12 protein-coding genes are annotated in these 14,378 nt (G+C 73.5%); 8 read left to right on the top strand and 4 right to left on the bottom strand.

Going from position 1 to position 14,378, the window contains the following annotated elements:
- Nucleotides 1–33 precede the first annotated feature (33 nt).
- The 3 genes from ACQUSR_RS19020 to ACQUSR_RS19030 all read left to right on the top strand — a co-directional run bounded on the left by ACQUSR_RS19020 (nucleotide 34) and on the right by ACQUSR_RS19030 (nucleotide 3,178).
- The gene (locus tag ACQUSR_RS19020; protein WP_431047685.1) at nucleotides 34–1,602 is read left to right on the top strand and encodes a 4-coumarate--CoA ligase family protein; all 1,569 of its coding nucleotides are present in this window, start codon (nucleotides 34–36) and stop codon (nucleotides 1,600–1,602) included.
- A gap of 74 nt (nucleotides 1,603–1,676) precedes the next feature.
- On the top strand, nucleotides 1,677–2,414 hold the full coding sequence (locus tag ACQUSR_RS19025) for an enoyl-CoA hydratase family protein (protein ID WP_431043770.1): 738 nt from the start codon (nucleotides 1,677–1,679) through the stop codon (nucleotides 2,412–2,414).
- Nucleotides 2,402–3,178 carry a TetR/AcrR family transcriptional regulator gene (locus tag ACQUSR_RS19030; protein WP_431043771.1) on the top strand — a complete coding sequence of 259 codons (777 nt, stop codon included), beginning with the start codon at nucleotides 2,402–2,404 and terminating at the stop codon, nucleotides 3,176–3,178. The genes ACQUSR_RS19025 and ACQUSR_RS19030 overlap by 13 nt, the downstream gene beginning before the upstream one ends.
- 382 nt (nucleotides 3,179–3,560) lie before the next feature.
- Here ACQUSR_RS19030 and ACQUSR_RS19035 read toward each other — a convergent pair whose 3' ends face one another.
- Nucleotides 3,561–4,670: a citrate synthase 2 gene (locus ACQUSR_RS19035; protein WP_431043772.1), complete on the bottom strand. Its 1,110-nt coding sequence runs from the start codon at nucleotides 4,668–4,670 to the stop codon at nucleotides 3,561–3,563.
- 273 nt (nucleotides 4,671–4,943) lie between these two features.
- Between ACQUSR_RS19035 and pdxH the strand changes: the two genes are divergently transcribed.
- The gene (gene pdxH, locus ACQUSR_RS19040; protein ID WP_431043773.1) at nucleotides 4,944–5,669 is read left to right on the top strand and encodes a pyridoxamine 5'-phosphate oxidase; all 726 of its coding nucleotides are present in this window, start codon (nucleotides 4,944–4,946) and stop codon (nucleotides 5,667–5,669) included.
- Nucleotides 5,670–6,125: 456 nt separating this feature from the next.
- The gene (locus tag ACQUSR_RS19045) at nucleotides 6,126–8,051 is read left to right on the top strand and encodes a PAS domain-containing protein (RefSeq protein WP_431043774.1); all 1,926 of its coding nucleotides are present in this window, start codon (nucleotides 6,126–6,128) and stop codon (nucleotides 8,049–8,051) included.
- 96 nt (nucleotides 8,052–8,147) lie between these two features.
- Here the strand turns inward: ACQUSR_RS19045 and ACQUSR_RS19050 are convergent, their stop codons facing one another.
- A complete protein-coding gene (locus tag ACQUSR_RS19050; protein WP_431043775.1) occupies nucleotides 8,148–8,903 on the bottom strand; it encodes an SIS domain-containing protein in 756 nt (251 codons plus the stop codon).
- A gap of 238 nt (nucleotides 8,904–9,141) precedes the next feature.
- Between ACQUSR_RS19050 and ACQUSR_RS19055 the strand changes: the two genes are divergently transcribed.
- The 3 genes from ACQUSR_RS19055 (at nucleotide 9,142) to ACQUSR_RS19065 (ending at nucleotide 12,060) form a co-directional block, all read left to right on the top strand.
- Nucleotides 9,142–9,834 (top strand): metal-dependent transcriptional regulator, encoded by a 693-nt coding sequence (locus ACQUSR_RS19055; RefSeq protein WP_431043776.1) that lies wholly within the window; start codon nucleotides 9,142–9,144, stop codon nucleotides 9,832–9,834.
- Nucleotides 9,835–10,238: 404 nt separating this feature from the next.
- The gene (locus ACQUSR_RS19060) at nucleotides 10,239–11,111 is read left to right on the top strand and encodes an alpha/beta fold hydrolase (protein WP_431043777.1); all 873 of its coding nucleotides are present in this window, start codon (nucleotides 10,239–10,241) and stop codon (nucleotides 11,109–11,111) included.
- A gap of 103 nt (nucleotides 11,112–11,214) precedes the next feature.
- Complete coding sequence (locus ACQUSR_RS19065) at nucleotides 11,215–12,060, top strand: hypothetical protein (protein ID WP_431043778.1); 846 nt, start codon at nucleotides 11,215–11,217, stop codon at nucleotides 12,058–12,060.
- A gap of 164 nt (nucleotides 12,061–12,224) precedes the next feature.
- On the opposite strand, the gene ACQUSR_RS19070 is transcribed toward ACQUSR_RS19065, so the two are convergent.
- On the bottom strand, nucleotides 12,225–12,863 hold the full coding sequence (locus ACQUSR_RS19070; protein WP_431043779.1) for a hypothetical protein: 639 nt from the start codon (nucleotides 12,861–12,863) through the stop codon (nucleotides 12,225–12,227).
- A 79-nt stretch (nucleotides 12,864–12,942) separates the two neighbouring features.
- Complete coding sequence (locus ACQUSR_RS19075) at nucleotides 12,943–14,322, bottom strand: PE-PGRS family protein (protein ID WP_431043780.1); 1,380 nt, start codon at nucleotides 14,320–14,322, stop codon at nucleotides 12,943–12,945.
- Between the last annotated feature and the right edge of the window lie 56 nt (nucleotides 14,323–14,378).

Here is a 14,378-nt window from a genome sequence, read left to right on the forward strand (position 1 = left end):
GCCCTACTCGCGCCCTATGGAGGAGCCGTCATGGTGTTCCGCAGTGAGTACCCCGATGTCCCGCCCGTCGACCTGCCCCTCCACGACGCCGTACTCGGCCGCGCCGCCGAACACGGCGACCGCCCGGCACTGATCGACGGGCTCGACGGCACCGTCGTCAGCCACCGAGAGCTGGACCGCGCCACCCGCCGTATCGCCGCCGGGCTGGCCGAGGCGGGGGTGCGCAAGGGCGACGTGGTGGCCCTGCACAGCCCCAACACCGTGACCTACCCCCAGGTGTTCTACGGCGTCACCCGCACCGGCGCGACGGTCACCACCGTCCCCCCGCTCGCCACACCGGGGGAGTTCGCCAAGCAGCTCCGCGACTCGGGGGCGACGTGGATCATCACCGTGGCCGCGCTGCTGGACGTGGCGCGGCAGGCGGCCGAACAGGCCGGCGGCGCGCGGGAGGTCTTCGTCTGCGACGGCGCGCCGGGCCACCGCTCCGTCGCCGACCTGCTCGCATGCACGGCGCCTGAGCCGGTGGTGGACATCGACCCGGCGGTGGACGTGGCGGTGCTGCCGTACTCCTCGGGCACCACCGGCGCGCCGAAGGGCGTGATGCTCACCCACCGCAATGTGGCCACGAACATGGCGCAGCGGTCCGCCCTGGTGGCCACCGGGCCGGACGACCGGGTGCTGGCGGTGCTGCCGTTCTTCCACAGCTACGGCCAGGCGGTGCTGATGAACGGCCCGCTGGGCAGCGGCAGCTGCGTCGTCGTGCTGCCCCGCTTCGATCTCGGGCGGATGCTGGCGGCGGTGGCGCGGTACCGGGTGACGGGGCTGTACACGGCGCCTCCGATCGTCCTGGCGCTGGCCAAGGACCCGGCCGTGGACGCCCACGACCTGTCCTCGCTGCGGTACGTGATGTGCGCGGCCGCCCCGCTGGACGCGGAGCTGGCCGAGGCGTGCGCGCGGCGGCTGGGCGTCCCGCCGCTGTTGCAGGCGTACGGCATGACGGAGCTGTCACCGGGCTCGCACGCCGTCCCCCGGTGCGCGAAGGACGTGCCGCCGGGCACGGTCGGCAGGCTCATGCCCAGTACGGAGATGCGGGTGGTCGCGCTCGGAGAGGAGGAGCGGGACCTCGCGGTGGGGGAGGAAGGCGAGATCCTGGTCCGCGGCCCGCAGGTGATGAAGGGCTATCTGGGGCGGCCCGCCGACACCGCCGCGACCGTCGACGTGGACGGCTGGCTGCACACCGGCGACGTCGGCCGGATCGACGCCGACGGCTGGGTGTACGTGGTGGACCGGGTCAAGGAGCTGATCAAGTACAAGGGCTACCAGGTCGCCCCGGCCGACCTCGAAGCCGTGCTGCTCGCGCACGAGGCGGTCGCCGACGCCGCGGTGATCGGGGTCATGGACGACGACGGCAACGAGATCCCGAAGGCGTACGTGGTGCGGCGGCCGGGGGCCGCCCTCACCGAGGACGAGGTCATCGCGTACGTCGCCGGACAGGTGGCCCCGTACAAGCGGGTGCGCCGGGTGGAGTTCACCGCGGCCGTGCCCCGCGCCGCGACCGGCAAGATCCTCCGGCGCGAACTCCGGGCAAGGGAGCGCGCGTGAGCAGGGCCGCGAGGAAGCGCGCGTGAGCACGGTCGCGAGAAAGCGCGCATGAGCATGGTCGCAAGGGAGCGCACATGAGCCTGGTCAGACGGCGGGACGAGCGCGGGGTCGTCACCCTCACCCTCGACTCCCCGCACAACCGCAACGCCCTGTCGGCACCTCTGGTCGACGAGCTCGGCGAGGAGCTGCGCGCCTGCGGCGAGGACGGGGACGTACGGGCCGTCGTCCTCACCCACACCGGCACCACCTTCAGCGCGGGCGCCGACCTCAAGGAGCCGCCCGAGCCGCTCACCTTCGTCGGACTGCTGCGCCGGCTGGTCACCGTGCCGAAGCCGGTGGTGGCCCGGGTCGACGGGCATGTGCGGGCCGGCGGGCTCGGGCTGGTCGGGGCCTGCGACATCGCGGTGGCGTCGCGGGCCGCGGACTTCGCCTTCACGGAGGTACGCATCGGGGTGGCCCCCGCCGTCATCTCGCTGCCGCTGCTGCCACGGCTCGACCCGCGCGCGGCCGGCCGCTACTGCCTCACCGGCGAGCGCTTCGACGCGGCGGAGGCGGCCCGCATCGGGCTGGTGACGCAGGTGGCGGACGGCGCCGTGGACGAGGCGCTCGCGCCGGTCCTCGAAGGGCTGCGCGGATCGGCGCCGAGTGCCCTGGCGGCGACGAAGGAACTGCTCACGGCTAGGGTGCGGGATGCCTTCGACCGCGACGGGGCGCGGCTCGCCGACGAGTCGCTGCGGCTGTTCGGGTCGGCCGACGCGCGCGAGGGCGTGACCGCCTTCCTCGAACGACGGGATCCCGCATGGGCGTTGTGACCCCGGCCGGCGACCGGGCCACCGGGACCGGCCACGCCGGCGTCGTCCCCGGCCAGGACCGCGCCCCCGAGCAGGAGCGCGTCCACGACCGGGGCCGGGTCCCCGACCGGGACCGCGACGGAGACCACGACCGGGGCCGGGCCCCGGGGCGCGTTCCCGACCGGGACCGCGCTCCCAAGCAGGACCGCAGCCGGGCCACCCGTCAGCGTCTGCTGTCCGCCGCCGTGGACTGCCTGGCCGAGCACGGCTGGGCCGGATCCACGGTCGCCGTGGTCGCGGAGCGGGCCGGGGTGTCGCGCGGCGCGGCACAGCACCACTTCCCGACTCGTGAGGACCTCTTCACGGCGGCGGTGGAGCATGTCGCCGAACAGCGGTCGGCGGCGTTGCGGGCGCTCGCCCACAACCTGCCGCCGACCGGCTCGATCGCCCGTACCCGGACCATCGTCGAGGAGCTCGTCGACCTCTACACCGGCCCGCTGTTCCGGGCCGCCCTCCAGCTGTGGGTGGCGGCCTCGAACGAGGAGCAGCTCGGCCGGCGGGTCGTCGACCTGGAGGCCAGGGTCGGCCGGGAGACGCACCGTACGGCGGTGCGGCTGCTCGGCGCGGACGAGAGCGTGCCGGGGGTGCGCGAGACGGTGCAGGGGCTGCTGGACATGGGACGCGGCCTCGGGCTGGCGAACCTGCTCACCGACGACGCGCCGCGCCGTGACCGGATCGTCGACCAGTGGGCGCGCATCGTGGACGCGGCCCTGTCGCGCGGCTAGGCCGGTGCGGTGACCTTCCTCAGCCCCGCCCAGGTCTGGGGCCGGAGCCCTGGACCTGGGGCGATGGCCCTGGAGGTCCGGGGGCGCAAGCCCCCCACGCGGCGGAGCCGCATATCGGATGCAGTCGGGAAGTGGGGGTCCCCCCACGCCCGCAGGGCGTAGGGGGAGGGACAGGGGAACAGCGCGCCGCAGGCGCCCACGATCCGCCGGACACCTCGGTCAGACGCGCCGAGGCCCAAGCCCGTGCCGGACCCCCGCGCAGGCCCAAGCCCGTGCCGGACCCCCGCGCAGGCCCAAGCCCGTGCCGGACCCCCGCGCAGGCCCAAGCCCGTGCCGGGCCCCGTACAGGCCCCCGCCCGCGCCGACGGCCGCCCCCGCGGCCTCAGCGGGAGATGCCGGCGATGTCCTCGTACCCCTCGATCTCGCGCGGGCTGCGCGCGCCCGGCCCCATGTACCGGGCCGACGGCCGGACCAGCCGCCCCGTCCGCTTCTGCTCCAGGATGTGCGCGCTCCACCCGGCCGTACGGGCGCAGGTGAACATCGACGTGAACATGTGCGCCGGGACCTCGGCGAAGTCCAGCACGATGGCGGCCCAGAACTCGACGTTGGTGGCCAGCACCCGGTCCGGCCGCCGGTTGTGCAGCTCCTCCAGCGCGGCCCTCTCCAGCGCCTCCGCGATCTCGAAGCGCGGCGCGCCCAGCTCGCGGGCGGTGCGGCGCAGCACCCGGGCGCGCGGGTCCTCGGCGCGGTAGACGCGGTGGCCGAAGCCCATCAGCCGCTCGCCCCGGTCCAGCGCCTGCTTGACGTACGCGACGGCGTCCCCGGTGCGCTCGATCTCCTCGATCATGCCGAGGACGCGGGACGGCGCGCCGCCGTGCAGCGGCCCGGACATGGCGCCGACCGCGCCCGAGAGCGCCGCGGCGACGTCCGCGCCGGTGGACGCGATCACGCGGGCGGTGAACGTGGAGGCGTTCATGCCGTGCTCGGCGGCCGAGGTCCAGTAGGCGTCGACGGCGGCCACGTGCTTGGGGTCGGGCTCGCCGCGCCAGCGCCGCATGAAGCGCTCCACGACGGTCTCCGCCTTGTCGATCTCCTTCTGCGGCACCATCGGCAGCCCCTGGCCGCGCGCCGACTGGGCGACGTAGGACAGCGCCATGACGGCGGCCCGCGCCAGGTCGTCGCGGGCCTGCTCCACGTCGATGTCCAGCAGCGGTTTCAGGCCCCATACGGGCGCGAGCATGGCCAGCGCCGACTGGACGTCGACCCGGATGTCGCCGGAGTGCACCGGGATGGGGAACGGCTCGGCGGGCGGCAGGCCGGGGTTGAACGCGCCGTCGACCAGCAGACCCCACACGTTCCCGAAGGACACATGGCCCACGAGGTCCTCGATATCGACGCCGCGGTAGCGGAGCGCGCCGCCCTCCTTGTCGGGTTCGGCGATCTCCGTCTCGAACGCGATCACTCCTTCGAGTCCAGGCACGAAGTCGGACATCAGGCGGCTCCTCATGATGTGGTCGACGGTCGACGGCGGTTACGCGGTCGCGTCGAGCGACTCGCGGTCCGGTGGGTCGAGGCATTCGGGGCGGACACGATAGCGGCCGGTGTCCTTGGGGCCACAGCGGGCCAGCACAGATTCTGCGGGGTCGGGCACGTGACGGGAAGCGTGACAAGCGGCACAGGGCGCCTTTTGCGGCGGGATGGTTACCTGAGGTCGTTGCGGGGCACAAGCGGTGACCGGCGGCACCGCGCCCGGCACGCGCGGGTGATGTTGCAAGATAAGCGCGTGCCTCAAGACGACCCGATCGACTCGCACGATCCGTTCGCCGGACTGACGATCGACCCTGCCGCGATGCGCAAGGCGTACCGCTCGGAAGGGCTGGCCGAGACGGATCTCGCGGAGAGCCCGTACGAACAGTTCGCCCGCTGGTTCATCCAGGCCGTGGAGAGCGGGCTGCCCGAGCCCAACGCGATGGTCGTCGCGACGGCCGACCCGGAGGGGCGGCCCAGCACGCGCACGGTGCTGCTGAAGTCCTACGACGAGCACGGCTTCGTCTTCTTCACCAACTACGGCTCCCGTAAGGGCCGCGATCTGGCCGCGAACCCGAACGTCTCGCTGCTCTTCCCCTGGCACCCGCTGGCCCGGCAGGTGATCGTGAACGGGGTCGCGGAGCGCACGGGGCGGGACGAGACGGCGGCGTACTTCCGCGCCCGGCCGCACGGCTCGCAGCTGGGCGCGTGGGCGAGCGCGCAGTCCACGGTGATCGGCTCCCGGGAGGAGCTGGACCGGCGGTACGCGGAGCTGGCGGAGCGCTATCCGCAGGAGCAGGTGCCGGTGCCGCCGGAGTGGGGCGGGTTCCGGGTGGTGCCGGAGGAGGTGGAGTTCTGGCAGGGCCGGGAGAACCGCCTGCACGACCGCCTGCGCTACGTGCGCGAGGCGGGCGGTCCGCGCGAGGGCACCGCGTCCTGGCGCGTCGAACGCCTCTGCCCGTAGCGGGCGTACGCCGTACGGGCCGTCGCGGGCCGGAAGACGGCGGCGCGGACCCGCCCGGGAACGCAGACGACCCGCGGGCTGAATCCCTCCGGGGAGGGAACCGGCCGGACGTACCGGCGAGCCCGCGGGTCGGGTGACTGCTTGGGATTGGCCGGCGAGCGCCGGCACACAGAGCGTGCGACGGCAGGCGCTAGCCCGCAGCCACCTCACGCGTCCGGTTTCCATACATTTGCCGAACCACCTCCCTTCTCGTGTACCCCCACCCTAAGAACGGCCCGGCGCCGTCACAACCGTTTTTTCCGCGGCTGGATAACGACGCTCGGGCAACGATTTCGCCGAACCCGATGTGGCCCCTGTCACGTTCGAGTTGAATGGCCCGTCGGCGGCACGGCCGAGCGCCCCGTGCCGTGAGTGCAGCACGTGCAGCAGAGGCAGCCGCGTACCGCAGGGGGTCTGGTGACCGCTTCGCACCGTTCCGAACCCACCCGCCCGGGGGCCGCCGCGCCATCACCGCCGTCGGCGGCGCCCTCGTCCGCATCCTCGCCGGAGACCGAACCCGAATCCGGGCCCGGCGCCGACTCCGGTGACTCCGGCCTGCTCGCGGCGCTGCTGGACGGCATGGACGCGGCGCTGTGCGCGTTCGACGCGGACGGCACGGTCACCCACTGGAACCGCGAGGCCGAGCGCATCCTCGGCTGGTCGGCGGCGGAGGCCGTCGGCAGGCGCGGGCTGTGCGGGTGGGCGGCGCGCGACGCGGACGCCCGCGAGGTGGAGGCGCGCCTGATGGCCGCCATGGCGGGTCCGGGCCGCCAAGTGCACGAGTTCCCGCTGGTGACCAAGGAAGGCGGCCGGGTTCTGCTCCGTGCGCAGTGCTGCGCCGTGCGGCGCGCGGACGGCCCTCCCGCCGGGGTCTACTGCGCGTTCAGCGAGGTGCACAGCCAGATCGATCTGGAGCGGTCCATCGCGCTGAGCGAGGCGCTGCTGGACGACGCGGCGTGGGGTGTGGTCGTGGTCGACGCCGATCTGCGCCCGGCGGTGGTCAACGCGCACGCCGAGCACGCCCTGCGTGCGGGGCGTGCGATGTTGCTGGGCCGCCCGCTGGGCGATCTGCTCAGCCAGGGCGTGGAGGAGCTGGAGAGCGCGCTGGAGCACGTGCTGGCGGAGGGCACGCCGCCGGCCCCGGCCGAGCTGTGGGTGACGCTGCGGGGCGGCGGCGCGGAGCCGGCCGGCGAGTCCGCCGACGGACCGGAGCCCGTATGGCGTCCGGGACGGCCCGCCGTCAGGGCGAACGGAGACGGCGATGGCGGCGGCGAGCGCCGATGCTGGCGCAGCGGCTTCCTGCGGCTGGCCTCCCCGCTCGCGGAGGAGCCGGCCCCGCTCGGCGTGGCCTGGGTGTTCCTGGACGTCACCGAGGCCAGGCAGGCGGAACAGGAGAGCTCGCGACTGCGGTTCCGCAGCAGTCAGCTGCACCGGGCGGCCCGGGCGGCCGCGGAGTGCGAGGACCCGGTGGAGGCGGCCACCGTGCAGCTGGAGTTCGCGCTCGCGGGCTTCGCGGACCATGCGCTGATCGACCTGGTACTGGAGCCGGGCCGGCTCCACCCGCACCCCCCGGGCACGTCCCACGCCCGCCCGCACGTACCGCGGCCGCCGAGGCCGCCGGGCGCCCCGCACACACCGGAGGGACCGGACTCGGTGGAGGGCCACTCGTACGCGCCCGAAGGGCTGTACGCGGCGGACGGACCGGCCGGACCGGAGGGACCGGGCGGGCGGCATGGAGCGGAGGGGCCGTACGTGCCAGAAGGGCCTTGCGCGCCGGAGGGGCCGCCCGGACCGCTCCCGCCGTACCCCGGAGCCGGAGCCGGCCCCTCATCCGGCCCCTCATCCGGCCCCTCATCCGGCCCCTCATCCGGACCCGCACCCGGGCCCCCGCCCGCAGCCGTACCCGTACCTGCCCCCGCGCCGTACGCCGGACAGCTGCCGCCGCCCGCGGCGATCCGCCTCGTCAGGGCCGCGGCGACTCCGGCGGGGGCGTCGGATCTGGGGCCGTGCCCTTGTCGGCCGGTGTTCTCGGGCGGCATTCCCGTGCCCTATATGGACGGCCATCCGGCGCTCCAGGCGGCCGAGCGCTGCGGTTCGGTGCGCGCCACCTCGGCGCGGCTGGACGGCGTGGCCGCCGCGCAGTGGGCGCAGGCCCGGAAGTGGCCGGAGGGCACGGTGCACGGGCTGTGCGCGGTGCTGCGCAGCCGGGGCCGCACGCTGGGCGTGGCGACCTTCCTGCGCGGCCCGAGCCGCCGCCCGTTCGACCGGGCGGACGCGGCATACGCGGAGGACGTGTCGGTGCGGGTGGCGGCGGCCCTGGACCTGGCCCGGCAACTGGGCTGACCGGCGGAGTCCGGCGCCGTCCGGACCCGCCGCGGGCGATGCCCCGCCGCGGGCGCGATGCCCGGCCGGACGCGATACCCCGCCGGAGGCGGCGCCCTAGCGCCGGAAGAAGATCCGGTCCGCGTACTCGGTCAGCACGCGCCCGTTCCACTCGTGCCCGCCGTCCACGTTCCCCGACCGCAGCAACGGCGGTTCGATGCCGCGGTCGGCGAGTTCGCCCGCGGCCGTGGCCATGACGGCCTGCATCAGGGCACTGGTGACGACCGTGGACGCCGGCCCGAAGGGGGCGCCCACCCCCTCGGCGGTCAGTTCCGCGTCCCCGATGGGGATCTTGCTGTCGAGGACCAGATCGCAGTGGTCCTTCAGGAACGTGCCCGAGGCGTGCCGGGACGCGGTGCCCGAGGCGTACACGACCGAGGTCACGGCGATCACTTTCAGGCCGAGTGCACGTGCGTTCTGGGCCATTTCCACGGGCAGGGCGTTGCGGCCGGAGAGGGAGATCACGATCAGCAGGTCACCCGCGCGCGCGGGGGATGTGTCCAGGACGGCGGCGGCGAGTCCGTCGACCCGCTCCAGCGCGCTGCCGAGGGTGGCGGGGACGACGTCGACGCCGGTCACTCCGGGGACGGGCAGCAGGTTCATCAGGGCGAGGCCGCCCGCCCGGTAGACGACGTCCTGAGCGGGCAGTGAGGAGTGCCCGGCGCCGAAGACGAAAAGCCGCCCGCCGGCGGCGACGGTGTCCGCGACCAGGGCGCCCGCGGCGGCGATGGCGTCGGCCTCCTCGTCCCGTACCCGCCGCAGCAGGCCGATCGCGGCGTCGAAGTACTGCCCGCACAACGTGCTCTTGCTCATCCCGGCCGGGGCCTTTCCGTGGGTACGTACGTTGGTGGCGCGGATCACGTTGCGGTCTGGACCAGTGCTCTGTCAATACGGGCCACTGGCCGGGTCCGTGGCAGGACGACTGACCGGGCCGCCGACGGATCACCGGCGGATCACCGGCCGGGCTGACGGGCCCGACGGAGCCCCCTTGTCAGTGGGATGCGTCAGAATTGAGGACAGGGCCACCGCACGACACATCTGAGGGGCACGCATGTCCGGACTGATCGACACCACGGAGATGTATCTCCGCACCATCCTTGAGCTCGAAGAGGAAGGTGTGGTCCCCATGCGCGCCCGTATCGCCGAGCGGCTCGATCAGAGCGGCCCGACGGTCAGCCAGACGGTGGCGCGCATGGAGCGAGACGGGCTGGTCCAGGTCGCCGGCGACCGGCATCTGGAGCTGACGGACGAGGGCCGGCGGCTGGCCACCCGTGTGATGCGCAAGCACCGCCTCGCCGAGTGCCTGCTGGTCGATGTCATCGGGCTGGAGTGGGAGCAGGTGCACGCGGAGGCGTGCCGCTGGGAGCACGTGATGAGCGAGGCGGTGGAGCGCCGCGTGCTGGAGCTGCTGCGGCACCCGACCGAGTCGCCGTACGGGAACCCGATCCCGGGCCTGGAGGAGCTGGGCGAGAAGGCCGAGGCGGACCCCTTCCTGGACGAGAGCATGGTGAGCCTCACCGAGCTGGACCCGGGCGTCGAGGGCAAGACCGTGGTCGTGCGCCGGATCGGCGAGCCGATCCAGACGGACGCGCAGCTGATGTACACGCTGCGCCGGGCCGGTGTGCAGCCGGGCTCGGTCGTCAGCGTGACGGAGTCGGCGGGCGGTGTGCTGGTGGGCAGCGGCGGCGAGGCCGCGGAGCTGGAGACGGAGATCGCGTCGCACGTGTTCGTGGCGAAGCGCTGATCCACGGCGCCGGCGCGGCGCTGATCCACGGCGGCGCGCTGACGAGGCCGCGACGACCGCGGACGACAACAAGGCCCCGGCGCGCTGTGTCGCCGGGGCCCCGCCTCCCCATGTCCCCCCTGTTCTCCCCTTGGCACCTCCGGCGACCGGACCCGCGCTGCGCGCCCTGCCGCCGGAGGCGGTGGCGACCCGAAGCCCCGAGCTCTCAAGGTCGCCTCCGGCGGACTCCCTTCCCCGAGCCGTCCGCCTCCCGTTAGCTGTCTCCCCTATGCGGAGGCGAACATTCCTGAAGAGCCGTCACTCGAACGAGGGGTGTTGGGCGACAAAACCCCCTGTTCGAATAGTCGTTCGATAGCCTGAGGTGTACAGGGCTCGACGAGACCGGAATGGGGGTGCCAGGACACATGGCGCGGCGTATCGATGTCACCGGAGCCGGCGGTGTGCGGCTTGCTGCCTGGGAGTTCACCGACCCGCCCAAGACCGGGGCGGGCGGTGACACGGAGCGGCGGGATCCCGGAGTGCTGCTGCTCCATGGGCTGATGGGCCGCGCGGCGCACTGGGCCGGGACGGCCCGCTGGCTCGCCGCCCGGCACCGCGCGGTCGCCCTGGACCAGCGTGGCCACGGACGCAGCGAGAAACCACCCGAAGGGCCGTACACCCGCGAGGCGTATGTGGACGACGCCGAGGCCGCCGCCGTCCAGCTCGGGCTCGCCCCGGCCGTCCTCATCGGCCACTCGATGGGCGCCCTCACCGCCTGGCAGCTCGCCGCCCGCCGCCCCGACCTGGTCCAGGCTCTGGTGATCAGCGACATGCGCGCCTCCGCCCTGGGCGCCGCCTCCCAGCGCGAGTGGGCCGACTGGTTCGCCTCCTGGCCGCTGCCCTTCGCCACCCTCGCCGACGTCCGCAGATGGTTCGGCGAGGACGACCCCTGGCTGGAGCGCCCCAACCCCTCCCGCGGCGAGTTCTACGCCGAGGTCATGACCGAGCGCTCCGACGGCTGGCGCCCGGTCTTCTCCCGCCGCCAGATGCTGACGTCCCGTGAGACCTGGGTCCACGACGCCCACTGGGAAGAGCTGGCCCAGGTCGCCTGCCCCACCCTGGTCATCCGCGGCCTGGACGGAGAACTGGGCCGCGCCGAGGCCCAGGAGATGGTCCGCGTCCTCCCCCGCGGTGAGTACGCGGAGGTCCCCGACGCCGGACACCTCCTCCACTACGACCAACCGGAGGGCTGGCGCCGCGCCGTGGAGTCGTTCATCGCGTCGGCGGTGCCGGTGTAGCCGCAGGCCACGGCACGTCTGCCCCGGCGGCCCCGCTGTATAACAGGCTGACAGCACGACAAGTAGACGCTCTGTGGCGCGCGGCCAGGAAGTAAGAGAGACCATGCCTTCATATGACAGCTCCCGTGACCGGCTCCGCCTGGCCGACCGCCACATCGCGGCGCTCGGCCACCTCGTCAAGGGCGGCCCGGTCCCTGGCGAACTCGATCAGTCGGTCACCGAACTGCGCGACGCCGGGCTGGTCGCGCCGGACGACCGCATATCCCCCGTGCTCGCGGAGCTGATCGGCGTTCTGGACCTGCCCGTGGTGGTGATCCAGGTCGAGGTCAGCGGCGAGCACGGAGTGCTCAACTCCGGCATCGTCACCGGCGCGGAGAGCGCGATCGCCCATAGCGCGTGGCCAGGGGAGGAGGAGTCCGAGTACGTTCCGATCGAGCCCGCGATGCTTCCCTGGGAACTCGCCCGGATGGTCAATCTGCGCCGCTCCGAGGACGACGCCGCCGTCGCGGGCGCCCCGGTCGTCGAGTCCACCGTCGGCACCCTGGACGCGGTCTTCGCCGATCTGGGCCAGCTGCCGGCGGAAGAGCTGGAGCGGGAGGGTGTGGCCGCGGAGCGCGCGCGGGCGGTCCTGGCCGAGGCCGGCGGACTCGACGAGGCGCCCCTGTCGTGCTTCGTGGACCTGATCACGTCGCTCAAGGCGAGCTGGCGGATCTCGGTGACCTGGCAGGGCAAGGCCGAGGACGGGACGGCGCCCGAGGTGCGCGGACTGGCGGTCTGGGACTGCGGAGCGCACGGCTACTGGCACCGGCAGAGCCCCGCGGAGCCCGTCCTCCCCGGCCAGCCCACGCCGGAGACCGCATTGCGGCTGGTGCGGGTGTCGAAGGGCGAGGTCTGGGAGATGTTCGCGGACCTCTTCCCCGGCTCAGCGGACATCGCGACGGCGGACTGACGCCCGCGACGGCTGGCCGATTACCGCGGCGGCGGACAGACGCCTGCGACCGCGGACAGACGCCCGCGACCGCGGACAGACGCCCACGGCGGCGGACCGGCGCCGTGGGCGGCCGGCTGATCAGCCGCCGACCGCCGCGCCGCCGCCCCGGCGCCGCCGCGACCTCACTGGCCCGGCGCGCGATTCGGCCGTGCGAGCCGGTCCAGGAGATGGAAGGGCGCGTGGGCCGCCGCGCCCTTCAGGCTCAGCAGCCCCGTGTCCACCTCCTCGAAGAGCACCGCCAGCGCCACGTCGACCGCTTCGGCCGGGCCCTCGACCGTGCCCCGCGTGATCCGCCGACCGCCCGTGCCCTTCACGGGTTCCAGCAGCACGCGCACCCCGTCGCGGCGCAGCTCGGCGCCCTTGCTCCTGGGCAGCACGGTGTAGGTGTACGCGTGTCCGGCATGGCTGAATCGCAGGGCACGGGCCGTGTTCTTGGCCCCCATCACGTTGTGCTCCAGGGCGACCGGGGCGCCGTCGACCGTGAGTTCCGCCTGGTCCAGGGAGGGCGCGGAGCCCCAGACGGCACGGCCGGTCAGCACGACCGCCGGGACCGCCGCTCCGCGCACCTGGGCCCGGGTGCGCTGGGCGCCCCCGTCGTACGCGCGGTCGTCGGTGTGCTCCACCGCGACCTCGCCCAGTTCCCCGATCACGCCGCGCCGGCCGACGACCGTCGCGGGAACGTGCCGCGGCGAGCTGTCTTTCAACTGGGCGCGGTCCGGCTGGGAGATGTACGGGTCGAGGGTGAACGTGATGCTGCTCATAACGGACTTCCTGTTCACGTCGTGGCGCTTCGGAAGAGTCGGAAGAGTCGGAAGAGAAGGCCTCCGCGCCCCGAGCCGGTCAGAACCAGTTCCCCGGATTCAGATACTTCGCCTTGTCCTTGACGAAGCCGCCCACCTTCTTCGCACCGACCTTGATGTCGTCCCAATGCTCGACGACCGTCGCACCGGCGTAGACGATGCCCGTCACGGCGGCGGCGCCGACGAAGACCGGGTTGGGGTTGATCAGCGCGGCCGTCATGCACACGTTGAAGGCGGTGCCCGCCACATCCGAGGTGTAGGCGGCCGGGTTCTCCTTGAACCGGTCGACCGGATTGCCCTGGGTGTAGAGGTCGTATCCACCGTAGACCGCGCCGAAGGCCGAGCCCGCGATGCCGGCCCCGCGCCACACACCGGCGGTCTTGCTGGCCGCGCCCATCCCCTTGAGGAAGGGCGAGGCGGTCTCCGCGGCGGGCACCACCGTGTTGGCCGCCTTCTGGAGCCCGGACGCGTTCTTGTAGACGGTCCACAGGCTGGCCTGGGCGGCCCGCGGGACCTGGCCGGAGTGGGTCAGCCCGCCGTAGACGGCCGCGAGTTCGTCGGAGCCCACAAAAGCCTGGGTGAAGCCCATGGGGGAGAGCCCGAAGAGTACCCGCCCATTGGCGGCGCTGCTGGCCCGCGCCGCGTCCCACCCGGCGTTGACCGCGGAGTTCGCCTGCCACGGCAGGAAGGGGGCGCCCGAGAGCCGCGTACCCAGCTGGGTGGCCATCCAGGTGCCCGGCGCCGGGAGCGAACGGATCGGGCCTGCCCTGAGCCAGTTGCCCATCGCCCGCAGCCCGGGGTTGGTGCTCGCCGCCCAGGAGGTGGCGCTGGCGGCGAGCTTGCCGGTCTTCGCCGAGTTCTTCAGCCAGGTCATCACGGCGCCGCCGCCGCTGCCGAAGAAGACGGCCGTACCGGCGGTGGCCCCGGCCCATGCCGTGGCGCCCTCGATCATCTTGATCGCGCTCTGCTCATGCGCCTCGAGTCCGGGAATCCGGGTCAGCGCGTGCCCGGTGAGGCGCTTGACGTACTCGTCGAACGACTCGCCGTCCTTCCGGTGGAACTCGTACGCGGCCGGGTCGTCGCTGGCCGCCACCGAGTTGGCCAGGATCAGGACCTCGCCGCCGGGCGGCTGGCCCTTGTACGCCTTCAGCTCCTCGGGAGTGAAGCCGGCCCACAGCAGACCGGCCATCGGATCGCCGTCCTCCAGCCGGGCGATCGCCGCGCGCTTGCGGAGGTCCGGGGCCGTCTGGGTCACCCATGTCGTCATCGGCTTGAGCGTGGACAGTTTGTCCGACACCCCGAGATTCCTGGCACGGGTGAATGCCTCGCTGAGCTGGTCGCCCAGCCCGCCTCTTCCGTCCAGGAGTTTGGCCAGTTGCTCCACGTCGCCCGGGTTGATATGGCGCCGTTCGTCCCCCATGATCCGGCCTTCCGCTGAGGTGAATGTGGAAACCCAGCCCGATCATATGGCCAGAT

Origin of the sequence: Streptomyces sp. P1-3 (assembly GCF_050613155.1) — a bacterium.
In the GTDB taxonomy this organism is placed as follows: domain Bacteria; phylum Actinomycetota; class Actinomycetes; order Streptomycetales; family Streptomycetaceae; genus Streptomyces.